We start from the raw sequence: 26,554 nt of genomic DNA on the forward strand, positions 1-26,554 counted from the left end.
GGCGCTTGATAACGAGACGAACGGGCAAGCGCCGGACAGTAAAAAAACCTCACGGCGCGGCAATGCACGCGCCGTGAGGTCATCCGGATCAGATATCCCAGACCAGGTTGATCGCGAAGTTGCGACCCGGCTGGGTCAGGCGGTCGAGGTTGGCCGGGCTCAGCACGGCGGCTTCGCCGACGCTGTCGTAGCCGCGCACGTCATCCCACAGCCAGTACTTCTTGTCGGTCAGGTTGTAGACGCCGCCACTGACGGTGACGTCGTCGGTGACTTTGTAATACCCGGTCAGGTCGAGAATGCCGAAGCCCGGCGACTTGAACTGGCTGCTGACGCCGTCCGGCGACTTGAAGTTGCTGTCGTCTACGCGATCCTTCTTCTTGACCACGGTCCAGCTCAGCAGGCCGCCGTAGTTGTCCTGGTCGTAACCGAGGCCGAACACGCCGGTCAGCGGGTTGACGCTGTTGAGCGGTTCGCCGGTGTCGTTGTTGCGACCGTAGGCGTAGGCAATCGAACCCTGGGTGTACAGGCCTTGCGGTGCGCCGAACGAATCGAGGTTGAGGCGACCTTTGACCTCGGCACCCTTGATGGTGGCGTGCTTGATGTTGTTGGTCTGGAACGTCAGCTCGTTATAGCCCGGGGTAACGGCGTCTTCGTTGATGAAGTCGCGATACTTGTTATAGAACACCGCCACGTCGAACGAGCCTTGCTCGAAGTTGCCGCGCAGACCGGTTTCATAGCTTTTGCTCTTTTCCGGTTCCAGATCCGGGTTCGGCGCCACGTTGTAGCCGGTGGTGCTGTTCTCGAAGCGGCCGTACAGCGCTTTCGCAGTCGGGGTGCGGAAGCCTTCGGCGTACTGACCGTACCAGGTGTAGTTGTCGGTCAGGGCGTAGGTCAGGCCGAATTTCGGCGAGACTTTATGCCAGGTCTTGTTTTCGTCGCTGACCGTGCCTTTGCCATCAGCGGCCACGGTGTTGAGGAATTCCTGGGTGATGTGCGGCTTGAGCTGGGTGTAGTCGTAGCGCAGGCCCGGCAGGAAGGTCCATTTGTTCCAGCTGATCTGATCCTGGGCGAACAGGCTGTAGGTATTGATGGTCGGGTCCGGGAAGTCGCTGGACTTCTTCAGCACGTCGGCTGCACTGGTGGCGCCGATGGCAGTGCAGCCGCGACCGACTGCCAGGCACTTGCCGTCGCCGCTGCGTGAACCGGTGACTTTCTGCTGTTTGATCGTAGTGCCGTAAGTCAGGACGTGATCGGTGTCACCGATGGCGAATGCCTTGTCCAGTTGCGCATCGAACACCCATTGTTTTTCCTCGTAGATCGTGTCGCGGGTACGCAGCACTTTACGGGTCATCGGGTAATAGAACTCTTCGGTGCTCTGGTCGGTCTTGGCGGTCTGGTGGTTGAGGCTCCACTTCACGTTGTCGGCCAGCAGGCTGTTCAACTCGAAGCTGTGTTCCAGGCCGAAACGCTCGCGGGTGACGGTGTCGTTGCCGGTACGCCACTGGTACATGCCGCCGGGCAGTACGCTGTTTGGAATGGTCGGGGCGCCATTGAAGTACGGGCCGCCGTAAGCACTTTTCTGATCGGTGTCGCGATCATCCTTGTATTTTTCGTAGGTCAGGCCCAGACGCGAACCTTCGTTGTAGTTCCAGCCGATCTTGGCCAGCACGTTGGAGGCTTTCACGTCCTCCGGGTTGGCGGCAGTGCGCTCAAGACCGGTGCCGTTGTTGCTGCCGTAGGAGTCGGTTTCATGCCCGTCGCGCTGGCTGTAGTGCAGCAGGCCGTCGAACTGCTCGGCGCGTCCGGCAACGGTGGCGGATTTCAGCCAGCTGTCGTCGGCGGAGCTGTAGCCGGTCTTCAGGCGGGCGCCGACGTCTTTGCCGGGCTTGATGATGTCATCCGGGTCGAGGGTGTAGTAGCTGACCGCGCCGCCGATGGCGTTGCTGCCGTACAGCACTGAGGCCGGACCGCGAAGGATTTCAACGCGTTTGACGATTTCCGGGTCAACGTAGTTGCGCTGGGTCTTGGCGTACGGGCCGTTGAAGAAGCCGTCTGGCACTTCGACACCGTCGACCTGGGTCAGGATGCGGTCACCGTCGATACCGCGAATGTTGTAGCCGCTGATACCGCCGCGCTGACCGGCGCCGCCGACGGAGACGCCCGGCTCGTAGCGCACCAGATCCTTGATGGTGTTGACGTTGTTGCGGTCCAGGTCCTGACGGGTCTGCACGGTGACGGTAGCCGGCACGCTGCTCACCGACTGTTCCTGACGGGTGGCGCTGATAGTCACCTGATCGAGGTTGAGTGCGCCGCCGTTGTTGCGCTTTTCCAGCACGACGTTGTTGTTGCTGATTTTTCGGAAGCTCAGGTTGGTCCCCACCAACAGGCGCTCCAGGGCTTTTTCCGGTGGCAGCGAACCGCGCACGCCCGGCGACGACACGCCTTTACCCAGTTCCGCCGGCAAGCCGACCTGCCAGCCGGTGACGGCGGTGAACGCGTTGAGCGCCGACACCAGTGGTTGCTGGCTGATGGCGAACGAGTAATTGCCCATGTTGCGTGCCGGTTGCTCGGTGGCGGCCATCAGTGGCGCAGTGCCGGCCATCAGGATGGCGGCGGTCAGCAGCGACAGCACGCGGGAAGGAGAAGAAGTCTGGCGGGTAAGGCGTGAGGACATCGATAGCGCTCCGTGTCGCACGAATCTTTATAGGTGCTGATTGGTATCGCGAGATGCGAATTAATTGCATTGGCTATAACGAGACGAACGAGCTTCGGCTATCGAGTAAAAATAATTCTCATTTAGTTAAGAATGACCAGCGCCGGGAATTCCTGAAGCTTGGCCGAGGTGATGTGAGCGAGCGAACGCACTACGTCCAGCGGTTGGTCGAGGCGGTAATTGCCGGTGACGGCGACGTCGGCCAGGTGTTCGTTGGTGTTGATGATGAAGCCCGGGTAGTAGCGGCGCAGTTCCGCCAGCACCTGGCTCAGAGGACAGTTCTCGAAGATCAGACGACCCTGCACCCACGCCAGATCGGTGGCGGCATCGACCTTGGCCGGGCGGTCGAAACCATTGGGGCCGATGCGGATGCTTTCCCCGGCGGACAGCCGCACACGGGCATCGTCACGGGTGGCACGCAGATCGACATCGCCACGCTGCACGCGCACCTGCGCCACACCGTCCAGGTAACGCACGGCGAACGCGGTGTCGCGCACGCTGGCCTTCACCGGCCCGGCGTCGATTTCCAGCGGCTGGCTGCGGCTGGCCGGGATCTCGAAAAACGCTTCGCCCTGATACAGGCGCGCCACCCGCTGACGATCGTTGATCGTGCTGGAGAAGGCCGAATTGGTGTTGAGCAGGACTTTCGAACCGTCCTCAAGCTGCAGGCGCTGACGCTCGCCGACCACCGTCAGGTGATCGGCCTGCAGACGCATCGGCAGGTTGCTGAAGCTGAACAGTCCGAGAATCAGCACCGCGGCGGTGGCCAGCGGTTTCCAGTGCGGACGCAGGCGTGTGAGGACGGTGACTTTCTTCGGTCTGGCCGCGAGGTCCTGCGCGCACTGAGCGATCTGCGGGCCGTCCCAGATCGCCTGGGCCTTGGCAAACGCCTGGGCGTTCAACGGATCGGCCGCCAACCAGGCGTGAAATTGCCGGGTCTGTTCATCGTCCGGGCTGTCGAGCACGATGAGCCAGTCCAGAGCCTGATCCATTGCGTTGGCAGCGTCCTGCGCCGTGTCGGGCGAAGGAGGGCGGTGGGTGTCCGTCACGGTGTTTCCTCGGCAGTGTCTGTGCACGGCTGTTTTTTTAGTGAAGCGTAAAAGTCGAGCAAGGGTAACAAAGCCCGATGATCAGTGCAGTCGATCCTGGCACTTAGAGAAAAAACCTACAGCATCAGTCCCCATTCAAGCGTTCGGCGACACCGATGCAAATGGTCATGATCAATTTGAGTTCTTTCTGCACCGTGCTGAGAGAAACGCTCAGATCGTCGGCGATGTCCTGATAGCTGTGCCCGTGCAGGCGGCTGAGGATGAAGATCTGCTGCTGACGGGGGCTGAGTTCACCGAGGCTCACGTTCAAGCGCTCCAGCAATTGTTCGGCGTGGGCGGCGTCTTCGGCGCTGCTGGCGGGGGCGGCGACGCTGTGCACCACGTCCTGCGGCACGTCGTCGACCATGGTGCGTGAGTGGATCTTGCGCGCACGCAAGTGGTCCAGCGCCAGGTTGCGTGCGGTCTGGAAGACAAAGGGTTCGAGGTGATCGATGGCCCGTTCGCCCAGCGCCCGCGTGACGCGCAGGTAGGTTTCCTGCAGCAGGTCTTCGGCGGTGCTGTGGTTGTTGACCATGCGTTCCAGCGTTCGCAGCAATGAAGTGCGCTGGGCGAGGAAAACGTGATTGAACTGCGACTGACTCACGGGAGGACCTGATCCATTTCGAGCGAATGATAATGCTTATCATCCGCCCAAGTGGTCAAGTGTTGATTTGTCAAAGGTTGGTAAAGCTATTACCCGCTGACAAATCGGCGGCAGCGGTTTTATTCCGCGTTGCACAGCGCCAGGCAGTTATCGAGCATGCGGTTGGAGAAGCCCCACTCGTTGTCGTACCAGGCCAGCACCTTCAACAGTTTGCCGCTGGATTTGGTGTGGTTGGCGTCGAAAATCGACGACAGCGGGTTGTGGTTGAAGTCGCTCGATACCAGCGGCAGGGTGTTGTAACCGAGGATTTTCGAGTGCTGGCTCGCGGCTTTCATCAGCGCGTTGACTTCATCGGCCGAGGCTTCGCGCTTCAACTGCACGGTCAGGTCAACCAGCGACACATTGATCACCGGCACGCGCACGGCCATGCCGGTCAACTTGCCCGCCAGTTCCGGCAGCACCAGGCCCACGGCTTCGGCGGCGCCGGTCTTGCTCGGGATCATATTCTGCGTGGCGGAGCGGGCGCGGTACGGGTCGGTGTGATAGACGTCGGTCAGGTTCTGGTCGTTGGTGTAGGCGTGAATCGTGGTCATCAGACCGCTTTCGATGCCCAGTTCGCGGTGCAGCACCTGGGCCACCGGCGCCAGGCAGTTAGTGGTGCACGACGCGTTGGAAATGATCTGGTGCGACTGGCGCAGAATGTCGTGGTTCACACCATAAACGACGGTGGCATCGGCGCCTTTGGCCGGGGCCGAGATAATCACTTTGCGTGCGCCGGCGGTAATATGCGCGGCGGCTTTGGCCCGGTCGGTGAACAGACCGGTGCATTCGAACACCACATCAATCTTTTCCGCGGCCCATGGCAGGTCGGCCGGGTTGCGGATGGCGCTGACCGAAATGCGGTCGCCGTTGACGGTAAGGCTCTCGTTGTCATGAACAACTTCGGCGTCGAATGTGCCATGAACGGTGTCGTACTTGAGCAGATGCGCATTGATCGCGCTGTCGCCCAGATCGTTGATGGCGACGATCTGCAAATCCTGTCGATAGCCTTGGGTATACAGTGCGCGCAGGACATTACGGCCGATGCGGCCAAAACCATTGATTGCGATTCGAAGAGTCATTGAACAGCGCCGCCGTCGTTTTGTTGTTGGAATTACAAGATTATTCGCATAAAAATAGAAAACAAGCCTTTTTAGTGGCAATATTTTGTTTTATCTACAACGAGTGACCTGAATCAACTGGTCCGAATGATCAAGAAAACCGCTCGTCATCCCACGCGAACGGGCTTTTGATCAGCATAGACAATCAGGTCGCCACATCCGTTAGCCTGGAGTTCTAAACATGCATCCCCGCGTTCTTGAGGTCACCGAACGGCTTATCGCCCGCAGCCGCGCCACGCGTCAGGCTTACCTTGCGCTGATTCGCGGCGCTGCAACTGACGGGCCGATGCGCGGCAAGCTGCAATGCGCCAACTTCGCCCACGGTGTGGCCGGGTGTGGCAGCGAAGACAAGCACAGCCTGCGGATGATGAACTCGGCGAACATCGCCATTGTTTCGTCGTATAACGACATGCTCTCGGCGCACCAGCCGTACGAAGTCTTCCCGGAACAGATCAAGAACGCCCTGCGCGAAATCGGCTCGGTTGGTCAGTTCGCCGGCGGCACACCTGCGATGTGCGACGGCGTGACCCAAGGCGAGCCGGGCATGGAACTGAGCCTGCCGAGCCGCGAAGTGATCGCCATGTCGACGGCGGTGGCGCTGTCCCACAACATGTTCGACGGCGCGTTGATGCTCGGCATCTGCGACAAGATCGTGCCGGGCCTGATGATGGGCTCGCTGCGTTTCGGTCACCTGCCGACGATTTTCGTTCCGGGCGGGCCGATGGTCTCGGGGATTTCCAACAAGGAAAAAGCCGACGTGCGGCAGAAGTACGCCGAAGGCAAGGCGACCCGCGAAGAGCTGCTGGAATCGGAAATGAAGTCCTACCACAGCCCGGGCACCTGCACGTTCTACGGCACCGCCAACACCAACCAGTTGCTGATGGAAGTCATGGGCCTTCACTTGCCGGGCGCCTCTTTCGTCAACCCGAACACGCCGCTGCGTGAAGCCCTGACCCGCGAAGCCGCGCATCAGGTCACCCGCCTGACCAAACAGAACGGCAACTTCCTGCCGATCGGCGAAATCGTCGACGAGAAGGCGCTGGTCAACTCGATCGTCGCGCTGCACGCCACCGGCGGCTCGACCAACCACACCCTGCACATGCCGGCCATCGCCATGGCGGCGGGCATTCAACTGACCTGGCAGGACATGGCCGACCTCTCCGAAGTCGTACCGACCCTGAGCCACGTCTACCCGAACGGCAAGGCTGACATCAACCACTTCCAGGCCGCCGGCGGCATGTCGTTCCTGATCCGCGAACTGCTCGAAGCCGGTTTGTTGCACGAAGACGTCAACACCGTGCTCGGCCATGGTTTGAGCCAGTACACCAAGGAGCCGTTCCTCGATAACGGCAAACTGGTGTGGCGCGAAGGCCCGACCGAAAGCCTCGACGAAAACATCCTGCGTCCGGTGGCCCGTGCGTTCTCGGCAGAGGGCGGCTTGCGGGTGATGGAAGGCAACCTCGGTCGTGGCGTGATGAAAGTGTCCGCCGTCGCGCTGGAAAACCAGATCGTCGAAGCACCGGCCATGGTGTTCCAGGATCAACAGGATCTGGCCGACGCCTTCAAGGCCGGTCTTCTGGAGAAGGATTTCGTCGCGGTGATGCGCTTCCAGGGCCCGCGTTCCAACGGCATGCCGGAGCTGCACAAGATGACGCCGTTCCTTGGCGTGCTGCAGGATCGCGGCTTCAAGGTTGCGCTGGTGACTGACGGGCGGATGTCCGGCGCGTCGGGGAAAATCCCGGCGGCGATCCACGTCAGTCCGGAAGCTTATGTGGGCGGCGCTTTGGCGCGCGTGCAAGAGGGCGATATCATCCGCGTCGATGGCGTCAAAGGCATTTTGGAACTCAAGGTGGACGCCGCCGAATTCGCAGCGCGCGAACCCGCCAAAGGCCTGTTGGGCAACAACATCGGCAGCGGTCGCGAACTGTTTGGCTTCATGCGTTTGGCCTTCAGCTCGGCAGAGCAGGGCGCCAGCGCCTTCACTTCTGCCCTGGAGACGCTTAATTGAAACTGGCTTTGGTCGGTGACATCGGAGGTACCAACGCGCGGTTCGCGTTGTGGAAAGATCAGCAGCTCGAATCGGTGCAGGTGCTGGCCACCGCCGACCATGCCAGCCCGGAAGAGGCGATCAGCCTCTATCTGAGCGGGCTCGGCCTGGCGCCTGGCGCCATCGGTTCGGTGTGCCTGTCGGTGGCAGGTCCGGTGAGCGGCGATGATTTCAAGTTCACCAACAACCACTGGCGTCTGAGCCGCAAGGCGTTCTGCCAGACGCTGCAGGTCGAGCAATTGCTGCTGGTCAATGACTTCTCGGCCATGGCACTGGGCATGACCCGTTTGCAGCCCGGCGAATTCCGCGTGGTCTGCGAAGGCGAGCCGGAGCCATTGCGCCCTGCAGTGGTCATCGGCCCGGGCACCGGCCTGGGCGTCGGCACGTTGCTTGATCTCGGTGAAGGGCGGTTCGCCGCGTTGCCGGGAGAGGGCGGTCACGTTGATCTGCCGCTGAGCAGCCCGCGCGAAACCCAGCTCTGGCAGCACATCTACAACGAAATCGGCCACGTCAGTGCGGAAACCGCGTTGAGCGGCGGCGGCTTGCCGCGGGTGTACCGGGCGATCTGCGCGGTGGACGGGCATGAACCGAAACTCGACACGCCGGAAGCCATCACTGCGGCGGGGCTTGCGGGCGACCCGATTGCCCTGGAAGTGCTGGAGCAATTCTGCTGCTGGCTCGGTCGCGTGGCCGGCAACAACGTGCTGACCGTTGGCGGCCGTGGCGGGGTGTACATCGTGGGCGGCGTGATTCCGCGTTTCGCCGATTTCTTCCTCGAAAGCGGTTTCGCCCGCAGCTTCGCCGACAAGGGCTGCATGAGCGATTACTTCAAGGGGATTCCGGTGTGGCTGGTGACGGCGCCGTACTCGGGGCTCGTCGGTGCAGGAGTGGCGCTCGAACAATCCGGTAAATGATCATTCCCACGCCGAGCGTGGGAACAATCAACACATCAGGCATAATCCGCCCAATTCCAACAACAAGGATGCCTTCGAAGTGAGCTCAGTCAACAAGTCGATTTTGTTGGTCGATGACGACCAGGAGATACGCGAGTTGCTGGAGACCTACCTGACCCGCGCGGGTTTTCAGGTACGGGCCACGGCGGATGGCGCCGGTTTTCGTCAGGCGCTGAACGAGGCGCCGAGCGATCTGGTGATCCTCGATGTGATGCTGCCCGATGAAGACGGCTTCAGCCTGTGCCGCTGGGTGCGCCAGCATCCGCGTCAGGCCCAGGTGCCGATCATCATGCTCACCGCCAGTTCCGACGAAGCCGACCGGGTCATTGGTCTGGAACTCGGCGCCGACGATTACCTCGGCAAACCTTTCAGCCCCCGCGAACTGCAAGCCCGGATCAAGGCCCTGCTGCGTCGCGCCCAGTTCGGTCAGGAACGCGGCGGCAGTGAAGTGCTGGCGTTCGATGAATGGCGGCTGGACATGGTCAGCCATCGACTGTTTCACACCGACGGCGAGGAAGTGATTCTGTCCGGCGCCGACTTCGCCCTGCTGAAACTGTTCCTCGATCACCCTCAGGAAATCCTCGACCGCGACACCATCGGCAACGCCACCCGTGGCCGCGACCTGATGCCCCTCGACCGCATCGTCGACATGGCCGTCAGCCGTCTGCGCCAGCGTCTGCGCGACACCGAAAAGCCGCCACGGCTGATCCGCACCGTGCGTGGCAGCGGCTACCAACTGGCAGCCAACGTGGTTGCCGGCAATGGTCACTGAGTTCCTGCGCAACACCGCACGCAAATTGCCGATGCCGCGTTCACTGCTTGGGCGGATGCTGCTGCTGACGTTGCTCGCGGTGTTGTTCGCCCAGACGCTGTCCAGCGTGATCTGGGTGTCCCAATTGCGTGCGACGCAGCTCGAAGGCCTGGTCACCAGCGCCCGCAGCCTGGCCCATTCGATGACCGCCAGCGTCAGCTATTTCCGCTCGTTGCCGGTGGCCTATCGGCCGTTGGTGCTCGATCAGTTGCGCAGCATGGGCGGCACCCGATTTGTGGTGACGCTGAACGACAAACCGCTGGGCATGGAAGTGTTGCCGGTTACGCCGCGCAAGGCTGCCGTGTTGCAAGCGGTGGATGAAGTGCTGCGTCAGTCGTTGGGTCAGGACACCGACATTCTGGTGACCTTCGTCAGCCCCGATGACCTGCGGATCTTCAATGCGGGGTTGAAACTCGATGAGTTGCCACGCTCCTGGGCGCATTACGCGTTGACGCTGGAACCGGTGAATCCGCCGGTGCTGGTGACCCAGATCCAGTTGGCGCCCGGTGAATGGCTGTACATCGCCTCGCTGTTGCCCGAGCCCTACACCAGTCTTGAAGAGCAGGGCCTGCCGACCCAGCAGGTTTGGTTCATTGTGTTCACCAGCGGATTTCTGTTGCTGTTCATCGGTCTGTTGGTGCACTGGCAGAGCCGGCCGCTCAAGCGCCTGGCGCGGGCGGCTCGGGACTTGTCGCTCGGCGCCGACGTCGAGCCGGTGGCCGAGGGCGGCGGCAGCGAAGTGGTGGAAGTGGGCCGTGCCTTCAACACCATGCGCGAGCGCATCAGCCGTTACCTCACCGAGCGCAGCCAGTTGTTCAGCGCGATTTCCCATGATCTGCGTACCCCGATCACCCGCCTGCGTCTGCGGGTCGAACTGCTCGAAGACGAACAACTGCAAACCAAGTTTGGCCGTGACCTGGATGAGCTGGAGCTGCTGGTCAAGGGTGCGCTGCAATGCGTCAAAGACACCGACATCCACGAAAACATTGAGCCGGTGGATCTCAATCATGTGCTCGACTGCCTGGTGGAGCCGTATCTGGCGCCCAACGGCAATGGCCGTGTAACCCAGCAGGGACGGGCGTTAGCGGCGTATCCGGGCAAGCCATTGGCGCTCAAGCGCTGTATCGGCAACCTGATCGACAATGCACTGAAGTACGGGCAGAAAGCTCATCTGCATATCGATGACGATGAGAGTGCGTTCGTGCTGCATGTCGACGACGAAGGGCCAGGTGTGCCCGAGCAGCGGCTGGAGCAGGTGTTTGAACCGCACTTCCGTTTGGCGGGGCAGCAGCAGGGTTATGGGCTTGGATTGGGGATCGCCCGCAACATTGCCCATAGCCATGGGGGGGAAGTGACGTTGCAGAATCTTCGCGAAGGCGGATTGCGTGTGACCCTGCAATTGCCGCGTTCGGCGGATTGATCTGAATGTCACCGATCGGTGACAAAACCCGCCCCCTTCGTTACAAGCCCACCTCGGCCCGTTGTTTAGACTGCCCGCAGTCATAACAACAAAAAAGGCCTTCCATGGATCACTTCAATCCGGGCTTCAGCAGTTGGCTGAATGCCCCTGCCCACCAGCAATGGCTCGCCGACGAAGGCCTGCGCCTGCTGGCATTTGCCAAGGCTTCACGATTGCCCGAAGGCTTCGGCAATCTTGATGAGCGCGGCCAGCTCCAGGTTGGCGCGCAAGCCGAAACCATGAACACCGCGCGCATGACCCATAGCTTCGCCATGGCCCATATTCAGGGCCTGCCGGGGTTTGCCGAACTGGTCGATCACGGCGTCCAGGCGTTGCGCGGCCCGTTGCGCGATGCACTGCATGGCGGCTGGTTTGCGGTTGCCGAACACCGTGACGGCAACACCGGCAAGAACGCTTATCTACATGCTTTCGTGGCCCTCGCTGCCAGCTCCGCTGTGGTCGCCCAACGTCCCGGCGCCCAGGCGTTGCTGGATGACGCCATCGATATAATCGACACCTATTTCTGGAGCGAAGAAGAGGGCGCCATGCGCGAATTCTTCAACCGCGACTGGAGCGAAGAAGAAGCCTATCGCGGCGCCAACAGCAACATGCACGCCACCGAAGCGTTCCTCGCGCTGGCCGATGTCAACGAAGATCCGCGCTGGCTGGTGCGTGCGCAGCGCATCGTTGAACGGGTGATTCACGGTCACGCCGCCGCCAATGACTATCTGGTGATCGAGCATTTCGACCGCCACTGGCAGCCACTGCGCGAATACAACCATGACAATCCCGCTGACGGCTTCCGCCCCTACGGCACCACGCCGGGCCACGGTTTCGAGTGGGCGCGCCTGCTCCTGCACCTCGAAGCGGCGCGGGTCCAGGCCGGCATGCTCACACCCGGCTGGCTGGCCACTGATGCGCAAAAGCTGTTCGAGAGCAACTGCCGTTATGGCTGGGACGTCGATGGCGCTCCGGGCATCGTCTATACCCTCGACTGGGACAACAAAGCCGTGGTGCGCCACCGCCTGCACTGGACCCATGCCGAAGCCAGCGCCGCCGCCAGTGCCTTGCTCAAACGCACCGGCGATGCGCAGTACGAAACCTGGTACCGGCTATTCTGGGAATTCTGCGAAGCGAATTTCATCGATCGCTGCGACGGCAGCTGGCATCACGAACTCGATCCGCAGAACCGTCCAAGTGCCGATATCTGGGCGGGCAAACCGGATCTGTATCACGCCTGGCAGGCGGTGCTGATCCCGCGCCTGCCGCAGGCACCGAGCATGGCGACTGCGCTGGCACAGTTGTCCCGCCCCGTTCCTGTGTAACCATGCAGTGACATTTGCGCATCCCTTCGTTACCTGCGAGGGGAAACGCTCTGTTTAAACTCGAGTGCAGCGCAAGCACCAGACTTGCATGCATAACAACAAGAAAGGTACATCTCAGATGAATGCGATTTCTCGCCTCGCTACTGTCATTTCTGTCGCCTCCCTGTTCCCGCTCGCTGTGCTGCCCCTGAGTGTTTCCGCTGCCGAATCCAAAGGTTCGGTGGAAGTCGTGCATTGGTGGACGTCCGGTGGCGAAAAAGCCGCCGTCGATGTGCTCAAGGCACAAGTGGAAAAAGACGGTTTCACCTGGAAAGACGGCGCTGTCGCCGGTGGTGGCGGTGCGACTGCCATGACTGTGCTGAAAAGCCGCGCCGTCGCCGGCAACCCGCCGGGTGTGGCCCAGATCAAAGGCCCGGACATCCAGGAATGGGCGTCGACCGGTCTGCTCGACACTGACGTCCTGAAGGACGTTTCCAAGTCCGAGAAGTGGGACAGCCTGCTCGACAAGAAAGTCTCCGACACCGTGAAGTTCGAAGGTGATTACGTGGCCGTGCCGGTGAACATTCACCGGGTGAACTGGCTGTGGATCAATCCGGAAGTCTTCAAGAAAGCCGGTATCGCCAAAGCCCCGACCACCCTCGAAGAGTTCTACGCCGCCGGCGACAAGCTGAAGGCTGCGGGCTTCATCCCGCTGGCCCACGGCGGTCAGCCTTGGCAGGACAGCACCGTTTTCGAAGCGGTCGTGCTGTCGGTGATGGGCGTTGATGGTTACAAGAAAGCCCTGGTCGACCTGGACAACGCTGCCCTGACTGGTCCGGAAATGGTCAAGGCCCTGACCGAGCTGAAGAAAGTCGCGACCTACATGGACGTCGACGGTAAAGGCCAGGACTGGAACCTCGAAGCGGCCAAGGTCATCAACGGCAAGGCCGGCATGCAGATCATGGGTGACTGGGCCAAGTCCGAATGGACCGCCGCCAAGAAAGTTGCCGGCAAGGATTACGAGTGCGTAGCCTTCCCGGGCACCGACAAGGCGTTCACCTACAACATCGACTCGCTGGCCGTGTTCAAGCAGAAGGACGCGGGCACCGCGGCCGGTCAGCAGGACATCGCCAAAGTCGTGCTGGGTGAAAACTTCCAGAAAGTCTTCAGCATCAACAAGGGCTCGATCCCGGTGCGCAACGACATGCTCGCCGACATGGGCAAGTACGGTTTCGACTCCTGCGCCCAGACCGCTGCGAAGGACTTCCTGGCAGACGCCAAGACCGGCGGCCTGCAGCCGAGCATGGCGCACAACATGGCGACCACGCTGGCCGTACAGGGTGCGTTCTTCGATGTCGTGACCAACTACATCAACGACCCGAAAGCCGACCCGGCCGACGCTGCGAAGAAACTCGGCACCGCCATCAAGGCTGCCAAGTAACACCGGCGTAGAGCAGTTGCCAGCTTCAAGTCGCGCATCGGCTTGGGGCTGGGAGCTTGCAGCGGTCCTTCATTTTCTTTACTGGATCTTCCCATGAGTTCTGTTGCTGTGTTCAGCAAGGCCTCGCCGTTCGACGCATTGCAGCGCTGGCTACCGAAACTGGTGCTGGCGCCGAGCATGTTCATTGTTCTGGTGGGCTTCTATGGCTATATCCTCTGGACGTTTGTCCTGTCGTTCACCACGTCGACCTTCCTGCCGAACTACAAGTGGGCAGGCCTGGCGCAATACGCGCGGCTGTTCGACAACGACCGCTGGTGGGTGGCGAGCAAGAACCTGGCCGTGTTCGGCGGCATGTTCATCGGCATCACCCTGGTAATCGGCGTGACACTGGCGATTTTCCTCGACCAGAAAATCCGTCGTGAAGGCTTCATCCGCACCATTTACCTGTACCCGATGGCGCTCTCGATGATCGTCACCGGTACCGCATGGAAATGGCTGCTCAACCCGGGCATGGGCCTGGACAAATTGCTGCGGGACTGGGGCTGGGAAGGCTTCCGTCTCGACTGGCTGATCGACCCGGATCGCGTGGTGTATTGCCTGGTGATCGCAGCGGTCTGGCAAGCTTCGGGCTTCATCATGGCGATGTTCCTCGCCGGTCTGCGTGGCGTCGATCAATCGATCATCCGTGCCGCCCAGATCGACGGCGCGAGCATGCCGCGCATCTACTGGAAAGTGGTGCTGCCTAGCCTGCGTCCGGTGTTCTTCAGTGCAGTGATGATCCTGGCGCACATCGCGATCAAGAGTTTCGACCTGGTGGCGGCCATGACGGCCGGCGGCCCGGGTTATTCCTCCGACCTGCCGGCGATGTTCATGTACTCGTTCACGTTCAGCCGTGGGCAGATGGGCATGGGCTCGGCCAGTGCGATTCTTATGCTCGGTGCGATCCTCGCGATCATCGTGCCTTACCTGTACTCCGAGCTGAGGACCAAGCGTCATGACTAGTCTCGCTGCCAAACCTTCTATCAGCCTGAGTCGCATCGCGATCTACGCGGTGCTGATCCTCGCGGTCCTGCTGTATCTGGTACCGCTGGTGGTCATGCTGTTGACCAGTTTCAAGACCCCGGAAGACATCTCCACCGGCAACCTTCTGAGCTGGCCGACCGTGGTCAGCGGCATCGGCTGGGTGAAAGCCTGGGCGACCGTTGACGGCTACTTCTGGAACTCGATCAAGATCACCGTTCCGGCCGTAATCATCTCCACCGCCATCGGTGCGTTGAACGGTTATGTGCTGTCGTTCTGGCGCTTCAGGGGTTCGCAGCTGTTCTTCGGTCTGCTGTTGTTCGGCTGCTTCCTACCGTTCCAGACCGTGCTGCTGCCGGCGTCGTTCACCCTCGGCAAAATGGGCCTGGCGAGCACCACCACCGGCCTTGTGTTCATTCACGTGGTCTACGGTCTGGCGTTCACCACACTGTTTTTCCGTAACTACTACGTGAGCATTCCGGATGCGCTGATCAAGGCGGCACGTCTCGATGGCGCGGGGTTCTTCACGATCTTCCGCCAGATCATCCTGCCGATGTCCACCCCGATCATCATGGTCTGCCTGATCTGGCAGTTCACCCAGATCTGGAACGACTTCCTGTTCGGCGTGGTGTTCTCCAGCGGTGATTCGCAACCGATCACGGTGGCGCTGAACAACCTGGTCAACACCAGTACCGGGGCCAAGGAATACAACGTGGACATGGCGGCGGCGATGATCGCCGGGCTGCCGACCCTGCTGGTCTATGTGGTCGCAGGCAAGTATTTCGTGCGCGGGCTGACGGCCGGCGCAGTCAAGGGGTAATCATGGCTACGCTCGAACTTCGCAATGTAAACAAGACCTACGGTGCCGGCCTGCCGGACACCCTGAAGAACATCGAACTGTCGATCAAGGACGGTGAGTTCCTGATCCTTGTCGGGCCTTCGGGCTGCGGCAAGTCGACACTGATGAACTGCATCGCCGGCCTGGAAACCATCACCGGCGGCGCGATCATGATCGGTGATCAGGACGTCAGCGGCATGAGCCCGAAAGATCGCGACATCGCCATGGTGTTCCAGTCCTACGCGCTGTACCCGACCATGAGTGTGCGCGAGAACATCGAGTTCGGTCTGAAGATCCGCAAGATGAGCCAGTCGGCCATCGACGAAGAAGTCGCCCGCGTGGCCAAGCTGCTGCAGATCGAGCACCTGCTCAACCGCAAGCCGGGCCAGCTCTCCGGTGGTCAGCAACAGCGCGTGGCGATGGGCCGTGCACTGGCACGTCGACCAAAGATCTATCTGTTCGACGAACCGCTGTCCAACCTCGACGCCAAGCTGCGCGTCGAGATGCGCACCGAAATGAAACTGATGCACCAGCGCCTGAAAACCACCACGGTCTACGTGACCCACGACCAGATCGAAGCGATGACTCTGGGCGACAAAGTGGCGGTGATGAAGGACGGCATCATCCAGCAGTTCGGTACGCCGAAAGAGATCTACAACGACCCGGCCAACCTGTTCGTGGCGAGCTTCATCGGTTCGCCGCCGATGAACTTCATTCCGCTGCGTCTGCAACGCAAGGACGGTCGTCTGGTGGCGCTGCTGGACAGCGGCCAGGCCCGTTGCGAGTTGCCGATGGCGATGCAGGACGCCGGTCTCGAAGACCGCGAAGTGATCCTCGGCCTGCGCCCGGAGCAGATCGCTCTGGCCAACGGCGAGGGCAACGGCCTGCCGAGTATCAAGGCTGAAGTGCAGGTCACCGAGCCGACCGGTCCGGACACCCTCGTGTTCGTCAACCTCAACGACACCAAGGTCTGCTGCCGACTGGCGCCGGACGTGGCGCCGCAGGTGGGCGAGACCCTGACCCTGCAATTCGATCCGTCGAAAGTGCTGCTGTTCGATGCCAAGAGCGGCGAGCGCCTGGGGGTTGCCGGTCTGCCGAAGACCGAAGCGCACAGCGCCAATGTTGCTCAGTTCAAGGGTCGGTAAGAAATCAATGCGGGAGTGAGCCTGCAACAGGCTCATTTGCGCAGGGGATGTAAACCGCGTTGGAAAAAAACAGTTAATAACAATAAAGACGAGGATGTAGGGATGAAAAAGAAACACGTCAATGCCCGGTTGATCTGCCAAGTGTCAGCCGCGGCCGCATTGGTCCTGGCCGGCAATGCCATGGCCGCCGATGCATTCAGCTCCGATTCCAAATGGATGACGGGCGACTGGGGTGGTGAGCGGACCAAGCTGATCGAGCAAGGCATCGATATCAAGGCTGACTACGTTGGGGAAATGGGCGCCAACCTGCACGGCGGCTACAACGACGACAAGACCGGCCGCTACAGCGACCAGTTCGGTCTGGGCGTGGCTCTGGACCTGCAAAAACTCTGGGGCTGGGACAACACTCAGGCCAAGATCCAGCTGACCAACCGTAACGGTCAGAACATCTCCAACGACCGCGTTGGCGACCCGCGTGCCGGCACCCTGTCTTCCTCGCAGGAAGTCTACGGTCGTGGCCACATGGTGCGTCTGACCCAGCTGTGGATTCAGCACCAGTTCTTTGACAACAAGCTCGACGTCAAGGCTGGTTACTTCGGTGAGGGCGAAGACTTCAACACCTTCCCGTGCGACTTCCAGAACCTGGCGTTCTGCGGCTCGCAGGTCGGTAACTGGGCGACCAACATCTGGTACAACTGGCCCGTCAGCCAGGCCGCAATCCGCGTGAAGTACAACATCAACGACGAGCTCTACGCGCAGATCGGCGCGTACAACCAGAACCCGTCGCAGCTGGAACACGGCAACGGCTTCAAGCTCAGCGGCAGCGGCACCGCCGGTACTGTGCTGCCGGTCGAACTGGTCTGGTCGCCGAAGGTCAACAGCCTGCCGGGCGAATACCGCGTCGGTTACTACAAGAGCACGGCTGATGCCGCAGACGTCCGCGAAGACATCAACGGCAACGACGCAGCAACCACCGGCAATGCCTACCGCACCCACAGCAGCAAGCACGGCTACTGGTTCGTTGCGCAACAGCAACTCACCAGCCACAACGGCGACGCTTCCCGTGGTCTGAACATCGCGGCCAACGCCACGTTCCATGACAAGGACACCAACTTCATCGACAACTACCAGTCGGTGATGTTTGTCTACAAAGGCCCGTTCGACGCCCGTCCGAAGGATGACGTCGGTATCGGCGCGGCGCGTATCCATGTCAACGACGACGTGAAGAAAAACGCCGAGCTGCTGAATGCTTCCAACGGTGTTTCGGACTACGACAATCCGGTGTTTTCGCCGATTCGCGAGACCGAATACAACTACGAGATCAACTACGGCTTCCACGTTACCAACTGGCTGACCGTGCGTCCGAACCTGCAATACATCACTCACCCGGGTGGCGTGGATCAAGTGGACAACGCATTGGTCGCTGGCTTGAAAATTCAGTCTACGTTCTAACGCGTCTGCGATAAGCTCCTCTCTATGTGCGCATATTTGCGGACAGCCCAGGCTGTCCGCTTTTTTTTGGAAGGGGGTGTCGCAGCCCATGAAAGTTGAATCTGGAACCGTGGCCCATGCATGAGCATCCGCTGCAACGCTTCTTCAAATCCTTGCGCGAACGACCGGTGTTCGCCTGGGAGCGCTATCAGATGCGCGATGTGCTGGTGATCGACCATCCGCTGTGTCAGGCGGTGTTCAGTCGTCAGGGTGCGCAATTGCTGCACTTTCAGCCGCGCGGACAAAAGCCGTGGTTGTGGTGCGCGGCGAAGTGGCCGCATGTCGGCGCGATCCGTGGCGGTGTACCGGTTTGCTGGCCGTGGTATGGCCGCCATCCGAGTGAAAACGCATGGCCGTCCCATGGCTGGGCGCGATTGCTGGACTGGAAACTGCTCGACAGCAGTACCGCCGATGACGGCGTGCGCCTGCACTGGCAATTGCAGCTGTGCGATTGGCAGGTGGACCTGCACGCGCACCTGGGTGAACGCATGGAATTGCGCCTGAGCACCGAGCATCAGGACGACATGCCGTGCCAGTTGAGCCAGGCTTTGCACGCTTACTGGCGTATTGGCGATGTAAGTGAGATAGCGCTGTCTGGGCTCGAAGGGGCGCAGGGTTACGACCAGCTGAACCGTGAAGTCTGTCAGCAGGAAGGCGAGTTGCGGGTCGATGGCGGCTGTCAGCGCGTGTTCCAGCACGACGGTGAATTACAGCTCAAGGATCACGCCTGGCAGCGCGAACTGTGCATCGATACCGGCGAGAGTGCGGACACGGTGGTCTGGCATCCGGGGGCGCGGCCGCTGCTGGGCGTGAGCTGGGATGAGATCTCGGAATTTGTCTGCGTTGAAGCAGCGGCGGGGGGGACCGACAGCTTGCATCTGGCGCCGGGGGAAAAGGCGCATTTGAGTTTGCAGGCTTGGGCTGCTGCTTAGTCATCGCTCCCACGCGCAAGCGTGGGAGCGATCAGCACGAACTAGTTGAACTCGTCACCCACCGGATACCGGCTAGCATTCAAGCTTTCTTTGATCTTGCGCAGATGCGGCTGGAAATCCACCCCGCGACGCAGCGTCATGCCAGTCGCCAACACATCCAGCACCGTCAACTGAATGATCCGTGAAGTCATTGGCATGTAGATGTCGGTGTCTTCCGGCAACGGAATATTCAAGCTCAGGGTGCTGGCCTTGGCCAGTGGCGAGTTCTCGGCGGTCAGGCCGAGTACCGAAGCGCCGTTTTCCCGGGCGATGCGCGCCACTTCCACCAGCTCGCGGGTGCGACCGGTGTAGGAAATGATCACGAACAACTCGCCGGTGTGCGCCACCGAAGCAATCATTCGTTGCATCAGCACATCGGCGTGGGCGGTGACGGCCAGGTTGAAACGGAAGAACTTGTGCTGTGCGTCCAAAGCCACCGGGGCCGAGGCGCCGAGGCCGAAGAAGTGAATCTGCCGGGCCTGGATCAACAGGTCGACGGCGCGGCTGATCAGATTCGGGTCCAGTGCCTGGCAAGCGCTGTCCAGGGAGGCGATGGCGCTGCCGAAAATTTTCTGTGTGTAGGCTTCGGGATTGTCGTCAGCTTCCACTGCACGGCTGACATACGCTGCGCCGCTGGCCAGGCTCTGGGCTAGTTGCAGCTTGAGTTCGGGGTAGCCGCTGACGCCGAATGAACGGCAGAAACGGTTGACCGTCGGTTCACTGACCGAAGCGGCCTGGGCGAGGGCGGCGATGCTGAAGCGGGTGGCCTGCTGTGGGTTAAGCAGGATCACTTCGGCGACTTTGCGTTCGGCCTTGTTCAGCTCTTCAAGGCGACTCTGGATCTGTTCCAGTAAATTTCGCACGCGGTCCATATGGATTTCCTAGATTCACCGGCGCCGATAAGCGCGCGGCTATGCAAATTGGGCCTTTGATGTGGCCCGTGACGGTGGCCTATCCTACTGATGGCTCCGACCGACCACCACTCGGAATCTGTATTTTGCGAAAATGTTGTGGTTATTACTACATTTTCCCTTGAGTGATGCCTTGAAAAAAGGTATTTGTAGCTTAACTTGATAAAAGAACAAACATCATGCCTTCGATTACGGTTGAACCGTGCACCTTCGCCTTGTTCGGCGCCCTGGGCGATCTGGCCCTGCGCAAGCTGTTTCCTGCCCTATACCACCTGGATGGCGCCGGCCTGCTGCACGAGGACACGCGTATTATCGCGCTGGCCCGTGAAGAAGGCACCGAGCAGCAGCACATGGCATTCATTGCCGCCGAACTGCGCCGCTATGTGGGCAAGGAACTGGACGAGGCCGTGGCCGAGCGCTTTCTGGCGCGCCTGACCTACCTGCACGTCGACTTCCTCAAGGCTGAAGATTACGTGGCGCTGGCCGAACTGGCCGGCAACACACAACGCATGATTGCCTACTTCGCCACTCCGGCGGCGGTGTACGGCGCGATCTGCGAGAATCTGGCGAACGTCGGTCTGGCCGAAAACACCCGCGTGGTGCTGGAAAAACCGATCGGCTCCGACCTTGAATCCTCGCGCAAGGTCAACGACGCCGTGGCGCAGTTCTTTCCGGAGAACCGCACCTACCGCATCGACCACTACTTGGGCAAAGAGACCGTCCAGAACCTGATCGCCCTGCGTTTCGCCAACAGCCTGTTCGAAACCCAGTGGAACCAGCATTACATCTCCCACGTGGAAATCACCGTGGCCGAGAAGGTCGGTATCGAAGGCCGCTGGGGCTATTTCGACAAGGCCGGCCAGCTGCGCGACATGATCCAGAACCACTTGCTGCAACTGCTTTGCCTGATCGCCATGGACCCGCCGGCCGACCTGTCCGCCGACAGCATCCGTGACGAAAAAGTGAAAGTGCTCAAGGCCCTGGCGCCGATCAGTCCGGAAGGCCTGACCACTCAAGTGGTGCGCGGCCAATATATTGCCGGCCACAGCGAAGGCAAATCCGTACCGGGCTATCTGGAAGAACCGAATTCCAACACCCAGAGCGACACCGAAACCTTCGTCGCCCTGCGTGCCGACATCCGTAACTGGCGCTGGGCTGGCGTGCCGTTTTACCTGCGCACCGGCAAGCGCATGCCGCAGAAGCTGTCGCAGATCGTCATCCACTTCAAGGAACCATCGCACTACATCTTCGCCCCGGAGCAGCGCCTGCAGATCAGCAACAAACTGATCATCCGCCTGCAACCGGACGAAGGGATTTCCCTGCGGGTGATGACCAAGGATCAAGGCCTGGACAAGGGCATGCAGCTGCGCAGCGGCCCGTTGCAGCTGAATTTCTCCGACACTTGGCGCAGCGCGCGGATCCCCGACGCCTACGAGCGGTTGCTGCTGGAAGTGATGAACGGCAATCAGAACCTGTTTGTCCGTAAAGATGAAATCGAAGCCGCGTGGAAATGGTGTGACCAGTTGATCGCCGGGTGGAAAAAATCCGGTGACGCGCCTAAGCCGTATGCGGCCGGGTCGTGGGGGCCGATGAGCTCCATTGCATTGATCACGCGGGACGGGAGGTCGTGGTATGGCGATATCTGATGTGAAACTGCCCGCGGGCGTAAATGCCCACGAATTCAAGAGCCCAGTGTTGCTCGCCGAAGGTCTGGCGCTGAATGTCGCCCAGCAGTTGAGCGATGCACTGGCGGCGCGCGGCAACGCTGTGTTGGTGGTGTCCGGCGGCCGTAGCCCGGTGGCGTTCTTCCAGCACCTGGCCAAGCAGGAACTGGACTGGTCGAAGGTCGTCGTGACCTTGGCCGACGAACGCTGGGTGCCGGTTGAACACGCCGACAGCAACGCTGGTCTGCTCAAGCAGTATCTGCTCAAGGGCCCGGCAGCCAAGGCGCAGTTCCTCAGCCTTTACAGCGCGGCGGCCAACGTCGAGCAGGCTGCGGAACAGGCCGATCGGTTGCTCGCCGAGTTGCCGCCCATCGACGTGCTGGTGCTGGGCATGGGCGATGACGGCCACACCGCCTCGTTGTTCCCGGACAGTCCGAACCTGGCTGAAGCCCTGCAAGTCGATGGCACTCGTCGGTGCTGGCCGATGCTGGCGCCGAGCGTACCGCGTCAACGCCTGACCATGAGCCGGGCGCTGCTGGCTTCGGCGAAGCACAAGATTCTGTCGATTTCCGGTCAGTCGAAACTGACCACCCTGAATGCCGCACTGGCATCCAACGACGTCGCCGCCATGCCGGTTCGCGCGTTTCTGCAACCTACGTTAGAGATTTACTGGTGCCCATGAGCCAAGGAACAGCCGCTATGACAACCCCATCCCCGACCGTTTCCATGGCGGACAAAGTTGCCCTGATCGACAGCCTCTGCGCCAAGGCGCGGATCCTGCCGGTGATCACCATCGCCCGTGAACAGGACGTGCTGCCGCTGGCCGACGCCCTGGCCGCCGGTGGTCTGACCGCGCTGGAAGTGACCCTGCGTTCACAGTTCGGCCTAAAAGCAATTCAGATCCTGCGCGAACAGCGTCCGGAGCTGGTGACCGGTGCCGGAACCGTACTCGACCGCAACATGCTGGCTGCGGCCGAAGCGGCCGGTTCGCAATTCATCGTCACCCCGGGCATCACCCGTGACCTGCTGGAAGCCAGCGTCGAAAGCCCGATCCCGCTGCTGCCGGGCATCAGCAACGCCTCCGGCATCATGGAAGGCTATGGCCTGGGTTATCGCCGCTTCAAGCTGTTCCCGGCTGAAGTCAGCGGCGGCGTGGCAGCTATCAAGGCTCTCGGCGGCCCGTTCGGCGAAGTGAAATTCTGCCCGACCGGCGGCGTCGGCCCGGCCAACATCAAGAGCTACATGGCGCTGAAAAACGTCATGTGCGTGGGCGGTAGCTGGATGCTTGATCCGGAGTGGATCAAGAACGGCGACTGGGCGCGCATTCAGGAATGCACCGCCGAGGCGCTGGCGCTGCTGGACTGATCGCTTCACCTGACACTTCGTTGTGTGTTCTACGGCTTTAACGGTGCGCTTGGTCGGTGCACCGTTTTTTTTTGCCCGCCAAAACCTTGGTTATCTCGCGATACACAGTTACCGCACCTGGCTTGGCATGTGGCGTTAACCTGCGTTCATCTTATGGAAGAGAGAACGCCTCATGGATAACCATCCTTCAGCCCCACCGGTTTATCAACTGGCCCCCGAGCAAGTCGCCGGGCCGTATTTTCGCAATCCCAAACTGCTGCGCCGCAACATCAGCGAAGGCGCCGAGGGCCTGCCGCTGCTGCTGCGTCTGACTATCGTCGATGCCATGACCGCCGAACCGGTCAGCGGTGCGCTGGTGGATATCTGGCATCGCAATGCGCGCGGTGCGTATTCCGGTTGGAGTCGGGTCAACCCGGATCTGGAAGTCGACGTTGAAGACATCGGTTCAATCCCGAGAACCGACGACGACACCTACCTGCGTGGCGGCCAGTTCAGCGATCACAAGGGCAGGGTGCGTTTCACCACGATCTATCCGGGGTTTTATGCCGGGCGTGCCCTGCACATTCACGTGGCGGTGCGCATCGTCGCCGGCAACGAATACCTCGATGAGCGCAATGTGGCCTGGGTCGGGCAGCTGTACTTTCCGGAAGTGGTTTCTCGCGGTGTGCTCAACGCCAAGGCTTATCGTGGGCGGGCGTCCTCACCGCTGAACAACTGCCAGGACCACTACTACACCCGGATGTGCGGGGAGGCCTCGACGCTGACGGTCTGGCCGATCGGCCGTGAATCCCACGAGGACGGCTACTTCGGCCACCTGACGATCGGCATCGACACCTTCGCGGTGTCGTCGCAGATCAAGCCCGAAGACTTCGACAAATACACGGTTTAACGCAGTTCATTCAGCGCCAGAACCAGCGACTGAATCTCCGCTGCCGTAGTGGTCAACGACGGCGTGATGCGGATGCACGGCCCGCAGGCTGCGCCGTTGCGTACCACGGTGAACAGGTTGTAGTCGTTGAGCAGGCGTTCGACCATCGTCTGCTGGTCGGCATGCCGGGTAAAGCGCATCGAGGTGATGCCGCAATACAGACGCGGATCGTCCGGGGTGGTGACCTCGATGCCCGGCAGGTTGCGCACGGCGCTGACCCACAGGTTGCGCAGGTAGTTCACCCTTGCACCCTTGGCCGCTGCGCCACCGAGCGCACGGTGTTCCTCGAACACCAGCGGCAGGGTCATCAACGCCGGAATGTTCGGCGTGCTGTAAGGCGTGCGCGAGCGAATGTCGTTGAGCGGAAAATGCATCTCGCCCATGTCCGGGTCGATGTCGGCCAGGCGTTGCGGGGCGATATACAGAAAGCCCAGGGTCAGCGGCGAACCGATCCACTTGTGCAGGTTGTACCCGGCAAAGGCGATGCCCAGCGCTTCCAGATCGAACTCGATCTGGCCGAGAGCGTGGGCGCCATCGAGGATGATATCGACGCCATGCTCCTTGGCAAGCGAGGCGATCGCTTGCACCGGCATCACCAGCCCGGTGCGATGGGTGATGTGGGTCAGCGCCATCAGCTTGAGCTTCGGATAGCGAATGAAGGCTTCGCGGTAAGTCGCCAGCAGGCTGTCGAAGCTGGCCGGGTGCGTGTGCTTGATCTCGATGACCTCGACCCCGCGATGACGGCCCAGCCAGCGCATGGCGCCCTTGACCGTGTCGTATTCCAGATCGCAGATCAGCACCTGATCGCCAGGCTCGAGACGGTTGTAGTTGCGGATCAGCGATTGCAGGCCGGCGGTGGCGTTCTGGGTGAAGGCGATGCTTTGCGCGCGCACACCGATCATCTCGGCCAGTTGCGCGCGGATGTCGAGGCTGTCGTGCTGTTCGAAGCGTTGGCGCACGTACACCGAGTTGCTGTTGTTGATCAGCTCTATGTGGCGCTGATAGTCCTCGACCACGGTGCGCGACATGCGCCCGAAGTAGCCGTTTTCCAGGTTTACGGGGCCGGGGTGGCGGTCGTAACGGTCGGCGAAGGTTTGCCAGAAGGCTTCGTCTCGGGCGCGGCGGGTGTTATCGGGCATGGTCGACTCGGATCAGTAAAGCGCCTCAGTGGCGCGGGGCGGGTTTGCCATGTTTGGCGCGCAGCGGTTCAAGCAGCTCCGACAGGCCGTTGTGATCGATCTCCTGCATCAGCGCCAGCAAGCCGCCGAGTTCGCCATGGGGGAAACCTTCCCGGGCGAACCAGTTCAGGTACGGGCCGGGAAGGTCGGCAATGATCCGTCCCTTGTATTTGCCGAAGGGCATTTCGCGGGTGATCAGCAGTTCGAGTTTTTCGGGGTTCATCGCGGGGATCGTCTGAGTTCGTAACAGTCTGGAAAATACAGGCATTCTGCATGCAGGCCAAATGACAGATCATGCAAATAACATGCATACAGATTTCTTTTGTATCTCTAACTTATTGAAATTAAACAACTAAATTCAAAATAAAAAGCTGGCACGACCACTGCAACACTCCTTGCATCTTTCACCCACGCAAGGAATTGAAAAATGACTGACATGAATAAAGAAGCCATCTCCGTCCTCAACGACCTGATCGAAACCAGCAAGGACGGTCAGGAAGGGTTCAAGACCTGCGCTGAAGACATCAAGCACCCTGAACTGAAGGCTCTGTTCGTGAAACGCTCCGCCGATTGCGCAACGGCTGCGGCCGAGCTGCAAGCCGCCGTGCGTTCGATGGGTGGCGATCCGGAAACCTCGACCAGCGTGAGCGGTGACCTGCACCGTCGTTGGGTCGACGTCAAAGCGATGTTCACCGGCAAGGATGAAGAGGCGGTGCTCAACGAAGCCGAGCGCGGTGAAGACCACGCCCTGAAGGCCTATCGCGAAGCGATCGAGAAGATCAACAAGCACAACCTGGTCGGCATCCGTGATCTGGTCGAGCGCCAGTACCACGGCGTGCAACGCAATCATGATCAGGTGAAAGCGCTGCGTAACCAGGCTCGCGCACGCTCGTAAGCGTTCGAGGCCAATAAAAAACGCCAGCTAGTCTGGCGTTTTTTATGTCGAGGACAATCAGCCGATGCTGATGGCCGGCAAGGTCGGCAGGGTAACGGTCTGTTGTTTACGTGGAGCCAGAATCTCGGCTTCACCGTCCACCACCAATTCATCGCGCTGGTTGAATACGCGAGTGGCAATGCGCACACGGAATTTCGGCAGTTTCTCGAGGATTTCCAGGCGCACGGTCAGGGTGTCGCCGATCTTCACCGGTTTCTGGAAGCTCATTTGCTGACCGATATAAATGGTGCCCGGCCCAGGCAGCTCGCACGCCACGGCCGCACTGATCAGCGCACCGCTGAACATGCCGTGGGCAATACGCTCCTTGAACATGCTGGCGGCGGCGAACTCGGCGTCCAGGTGCACCGGGTTGTGATCGCCGGACATCGCAGCGAACAGCTGAATGTCGCGCTCCTCGACGGTCTTGCTGTAGCTGGCGGTCTGGCCGACTTCGAGGGCTTCGTAAGGGATGTTGGTAACCTGGGTCATCGGTATCGGTTCCTGTGACGGATTAAATGAATCCACAAAA

Annotated in this window: 24 protein-coding genes; 16 read left to right on the plus strand and 8 right to left on the minus strand. The window is 60.7% G+C overall.

What is annotated here, in order from left to right; genetic code table 11:
• Positions 1 to 88: 88 nt before the first annotated feature.
• The 4 genes from CAF87_RS01045 to gap form a co-directional block, all read right to left on the minus strand.
• Positions 89 to 2,674: a TonB-dependent receptor gene (locus tag CAF87_RS01045; protein ID WP_085730283.1), complete on the minus strand. Its 2,586-nt coding sequence runs from the start codon at positions 2,672 to 2,674 to the stop codon at positions 89 to 91.
• Positions 2,675 to 2,796: 122 nt separating this feature from the next.
• A complete protein-coding gene (locus tag CAF87_RS01050) occupies positions 2,797 to 3,762 on the minus strand; it encodes a FecR domain-containing protein (protein ID WP_085730284.1) in 966 nt (321 codons plus the stop codon).
• A 124-nt stretch (positions 3,763 to 3,886) separates the two neighbouring features.
• The gene (locus tag CAF87_RS01055) at positions 3,887 to 4,405 is read right to left on the minus strand and encodes an RNA polymerase sigma factor (RefSeq protein WP_085730285.1); all 519 of its coding nucleotides are present in this window, start codon (positions 4,403 to 4,405) and stop codon (positions 3,887 to 3,889) included.
• Between the two features lie 119 nt (positions 4,406 to 4,524).
• The gene (gap, locus tag CAF87_RS01060; RefSeq protein WP_085730286.1) at positions 4,525 to 5,526 is read right to left on the minus strand and encodes a type I glyceraldehyde-3-phosphate dehydrogenase; all 1,002 of its coding nucleotides are present in this window, start codon (positions 5,524 to 5,526) and stop codon (positions 4,525 to 4,527) included.
• Between the two features lie 220 nt (positions 5,527 to 5,746).
• On the opposite strand from gap, the gene edd reads away from it, so the two are divergent.
• From edd to CAF87_RS01115, 11 genes are all read left to right on the plus strand, one after another.
• Positions 5,747 to 7,573 (plus strand): phosphogluconate dehydratase, encoded by a 1,827-nt coding sequence (gene edd, locus CAF87_RS01065; RefSeq protein ID WP_085730287.1) that lies wholly within the window; start codon positions 5,747 to 5,749, stop codon positions 7,571 to 7,573.
• Positions 7,570 to 8,526 (plus strand): glucokinase, encoded by a 957-nt coding sequence (locus CAF87_RS01070; RefSeq protein ID WP_085730288.1) that lies wholly within the window; start codon positions 7,570 to 7,572, stop codon positions 8,524 to 8,526. Before edd ends, CAF87_RS01070 begins: the two co-directional genes overlap by 4 nt.
• Before the next feature lie 79 nt (positions 8,527 to 8,605).
• Complete coding sequence (locus tag CAF87_RS01075; RefSeq protein WP_085697149.1) at positions 8,606 to 9,337, plus strand: response regulator; 732 nt, start codon at positions 8,606 to 8,608, stop codon at positions 9,335 to 9,337.
• A gap of 31 nt (positions 9,338 to 9,368) precedes the next feature.
• Positions 9,369 to 10,796: an ATP-binding protein gene (locus CAF87_RS01080; protein ID WP_170929627.1), complete on the plus strand. Its 1,428-nt coding sequence runs from the start codon at positions 9,369 to 9,371 to the stop codon at positions 10,794 to 10,796.
• A 104-nt stretch (positions 10,797 to 10,900) separates the two neighbouring features.
• Positions 10,901 to 12,160, plus strand: coding sequence for an AGE family epimerase/isomerase (locus CAF87_RS01085; protein WP_085730290.1), 1,260 nt, complete (start codon positions 10,901 to 10,903; stop codon positions 12,158 to 12,160).
• 118 nt (positions 12,161 to 12,278) lie between these two features.
• The gene (locus CAF87_RS01090) at positions 12,279 to 13,580 is read left to right on the plus strand and encodes an ABC transporter substrate-binding protein (RefSeq protein ID WP_085730291.1); all 1,302 of its coding nucleotides are present in this window, start codon (positions 12,279 to 12,281) and stop codon (positions 13,578 to 13,580) included.
• Positions 13,581 to 13,673: 93 nt separating this feature from the next.
• A complete protein-coding gene (locus tag CAF87_RS01095; RefSeq protein WP_085697145.1) occupies positions 13,674 to 14,582 on the plus strand; it encodes a carbohydrate ABC transporter permease in 909 nt (302 codons plus the stop codon).
• Positions 14,575 to 15,420 (plus strand): carbohydrate ABC transporter permease, encoded by an 846-nt coding sequence (locus CAF87_RS01100; RefSeq protein ID WP_085730292.1) that lies wholly within the window; start codon positions 14,575 to 14,577, stop codon positions 15,418 to 15,420. Before CAF87_RS01095 ends, CAF87_RS01100 begins: the two co-directional genes overlap by 8 nt.
• Before the next feature lie 2 nt (positions 15,421 to 15,422).
• Positions 15,423 to 16,583 (plus strand): ABC transporter ATP-binding protein, encoded by a 1,161-nt coding sequence (locus CAF87_RS01105; protein WP_085709655.1) that lies wholly within the window; start codon positions 15,423 to 15,425, stop codon positions 16,581 to 16,583.
• A 102-nt stretch (positions 16,584 to 16,685) separates the two neighbouring features.
• Positions 16,686 to 18,035 carry a carbohydrate porin gene (locus tag CAF87_RS01110; protein WP_085730293.1) on the plus strand — a complete coding sequence of 450 codons (1,350 nt, stop codon included), beginning with the start codon at positions 16,686 to 16,688 and terminating at the stop codon, positions 18,033 to 18,035.
• A 116-nt stretch (positions 18,036 to 18,151) separates the two neighbouring features.
• On the plus strand, positions 18,152 to 19,006 hold the full coding sequence (locus CAF87_RS01115) for a D-hexose-6-phosphate mutarotase (RefSeq protein ID WP_085730294.1): 855 nt from the start codon (positions 18,152 to 18,154) through the stop codon (positions 19,004 to 19,006).
• A 41-nt stretch (positions 19,007 to 19,047) separates the two neighbouring features.
• On the opposite strand, the gene CAF87_RS01120 is transcribed toward CAF87_RS01115, so the two are convergent.
• A complete protein-coding gene (locus CAF87_RS01120) occupies positions 19,048 to 19,908 on the minus strand; it encodes a MurR/RpiR family transcriptional regulator (protein ID WP_169842436.1) in 861 nt (286 codons plus the stop codon).
• Positions 19,909 to 20,135: 227 nt separating this feature from the next.
• Here CAF87_RS01120 and zwf point away from each other — a divergent pair, with 227 nt between their 5' ends.
• The 4 genes from zwf to CAF87_RS01140 all read left to right on the plus strand — a co-directional run bounded on the left by zwf (position 20,136) and on the right by CAF87_RS01140 (position 23,874).
• The gene (zwf, locus tag CAF87_RS01125) at positions 20,136 to 21,602 is read left to right on the plus strand and encodes a glucose-6-phosphate dehydrogenase (protein WP_085730295.1); all 1,467 of its coding nucleotides are present in this window, start codon (positions 20,136 to 20,138) and stop codon (positions 21,600 to 21,602) included.
• Complete coding sequence (gene pgl, locus CAF87_RS01130; RefSeq protein WP_085730296.1) at positions 21,589 to 22,302, plus strand: 6-phosphogluconolactonase; 714 nt, start codon at positions 21,589 to 21,591, stop codon at positions 22,300 to 22,302. Before zwf ends, pgl begins: the two co-directional genes overlap by 14 nt.
• A 17-nt stretch (positions 22,303 to 22,319) precedes the next feature.
• The gene (locus CAF87_RS01135) at positions 22,320 to 22,985 is read left to right on the plus strand and encodes a bifunctional 4-hydroxy-2-oxoglutarate aldolase/2-dehydro-3-deoxy-phosphogluconate aldolase (RefSeq protein ID WP_011335602.1); all 666 of its coding nucleotides are present in this window, start codon (positions 22,320 to 22,322) and stop codon (positions 22,983 to 22,985) included.
• Positions 22,986 to 23,157: 172 nt separating this feature from the next.
• Positions 23,158 to 23,874 carry an intradiol ring-cleavage dioxygenase gene (locus tag CAF87_RS01140; protein ID WP_085730297.1) on the plus strand — a complete coding sequence of 239 codons (717 nt, stop codon included), beginning with the start codon at positions 23,158 to 23,160 and terminating at the stop codon, positions 23,872 to 23,874.
• Here CAF87_RS01140 and CAF87_RS01145 read toward each other — a convergent pair.
• Both CAF87_RS01145 and CAF87_RS01150 read right to left on the minus strand, forming a co-directional pair.
• Complete coding sequence (locus CAF87_RS01145) at positions 23,871 to 25,052, minus strand: aminotransferase class V-fold PLP-dependent enzyme (RefSeq protein ID WP_085730298.1); 1,182 nt, start codon at positions 25,050 to 25,052, stop codon at positions 23,871 to 23,873. The genes CAF87_RS01140 and CAF87_RS01145 overlap by 4 nt on opposite strands.
• Positions 25,053 to 25,077: 25 nt before the next feature.
• Positions 25,078 to 25,314 (minus strand): DUF3820 family protein, encoded by a 237-nt coding sequence (locus CAF87_RS01150; RefSeq protein WP_003213031.1) that lies wholly within the window; start codon positions 25,312 to 25,314, stop codon positions 25,078 to 25,080.
• A 204-nt stretch (positions 25,315 to 25,518) separates the two neighbouring features.
• Between CAF87_RS01150 and CAF87_RS01155 the strand changes: the two genes are divergently transcribed.
• Positions 25,519 to 25,986, plus strand: a complete 468-nt coding sequence (locus CAF87_RS01155) for a PA2169 family four-helix-bundle protein (RefSeq protein WP_085730299.1) — start codon at positions 25,519 to 25,521, stop codon at positions 25,984 to 25,986.
• Between the two features lie 57 nt (positions 25,987 to 26,043).
• Here the strand turns inward: CAF87_RS01155 and CAF87_RS01160 are convergent, their stop codons facing one another.
• Positions 26,044 to 26,514: a MaoC family dehydratase gene (locus CAF87_RS01160; RefSeq protein ID WP_003227420.1), complete on the minus strand. Its 471-nt coding sequence runs from the start codon at positions 26,512 to 26,514 to the stop codon at positions 26,044 to 26,046.
• Positions 26,515 to 26,554: the final 40 nt, after the last annotated feature.

The sequence above is a fragment of the Pseudomonas sp. R38(2017) genome (genome assembly GCF_002112395.1).
Taxonomy (GTDB): Bacteria; Pseudomonadota; Gammaproteobacteria; order Pseudomonadales; family Pseudomonadaceae; genus Aquipseudomonas.

Coding starts and splice junctions, on each gene's coding strand:
- CAF87_RS01100 (WP_085730292.1), top strand. CDS start 14,575: ATGACTAGTCTCGCTGCCAAACCTTCTATCAGCCTGAGTCGCATCGCG.
- gap (WP_085730286.1), bottom strand. CDS start 5,526: ATGACTCTTCGAATCGCAATCAATGGTTTTGGCCGCATCGGCCGTAAT.
- zwf (WP_085730295.1), top strand. CDS start 20,136: ATGCCTTCGATTACGGTTGAACCGTGCACCTTCGCCTTGTTCGGCGCC.
- CAF87_RS01115 (WP_085730294.1), top strand. CDS start 18,152: ATGCATGAGCATCCGCTGCAACGCTTCTTCAAATCCTTGCGCGAACGA.
- CAF87_RS01150 (WP_003213031.1), bottom strand. CDS start 25,314: ATGAACCCCGAAAAACTCGAACTGCTGATCACCCGCGAAATGCCCTTC.
- edd (WP_085730287.1), top strand. CDS start 5,747: ATGCATCCCCGCGTTCTTGAGGTCACCGAACGGCTTATCGCCCGCAGC.
- CAF87_RS01140 (WP_085730297.1), top strand. CDS start 23,158: ATGGATAACCATCCTTCAGCCCCACCGGTTTATCAACTGGCCCCCGAG.
- pgl (WP_085730296.1), top strand. CDS start 21,589: ATGGCGATATCTGATGTGAAACTGCCCGCGGGCGTAAATGCCCACGAA.
- CAF87_RS01155 (WP_085730299.1), top strand. CDS start 25,519: ATGACTGACATGAATAAAGAAGCCATCTCCGTCCTCAACGACCTGATC.
- CAF87_RS01110 (WP_085730293.1), top strand. CDS start 16,686: ATGAAAAAGAAACACGTCAATGCCCGGTTGATCTGCCAAGTGTCAGCC.
- CAF87_RS01090 (WP_085730291.1), top strand. CDS start 12,279: ATGAATGCGATTTCTCGCCTCGCTACTGTCATTTCTGTCGCCTCCCTG.
- CAF87_RS01095 (WP_085697145.1), top strand. CDS start 13,674: ATGAGTTCTGTTGCTGTGTTCAGCAAGGCCTCGCCGTTCGACGCATTG.
- CAF87_RS01145 (WP_085730298.1), bottom strand. CDS start 25,052: ATGCCCGATAACACCCGCCGCGCCCGAGACGAAGCCTTCTGGCAAACC.
- CAF87_RS01085 (WP_085730290.1), top strand. CDS start 10,901: ATGGATCACTTCAATCCGGGCTTCAGCAGTTGGCTGAATGCCCCTGCC.
- CAF87_RS01045 (WP_085730283.1), bottom strand. CDS start 2,674: ATGTCCTCACGCCTTACCCGCCAGACTTCTTCTCCTTCCCGCGTGCTG.
- CAF87_RS01135 (WP_011335602.1), top strand. CDS start 22,320: ATGACAACCCCATCCCCGACCGTTTCCATGGCGGACAAAGTTGCCCTG.
- CAF87_RS01105 (WP_085709655.1), top strand. CDS start 15,423: ATGGCTACGCTCGAACTTCGCAATGTAAACAAGACCTACGGTGCCGGC.
- CAF87_RS01160 (WP_003227420.1), bottom strand. CDS start 26,514: ATGACCCAGGTTACCAACATCCCTTACGAAGCCCTCGAAGTCGGCCAG.
- CAF87_RS01080 (WP_170929627.1), top strand. CDS start 9,369: ATGCCGCGTTCACTGCTTGGGCGGATGCTGCTGCTGACGTTGCTCGCG.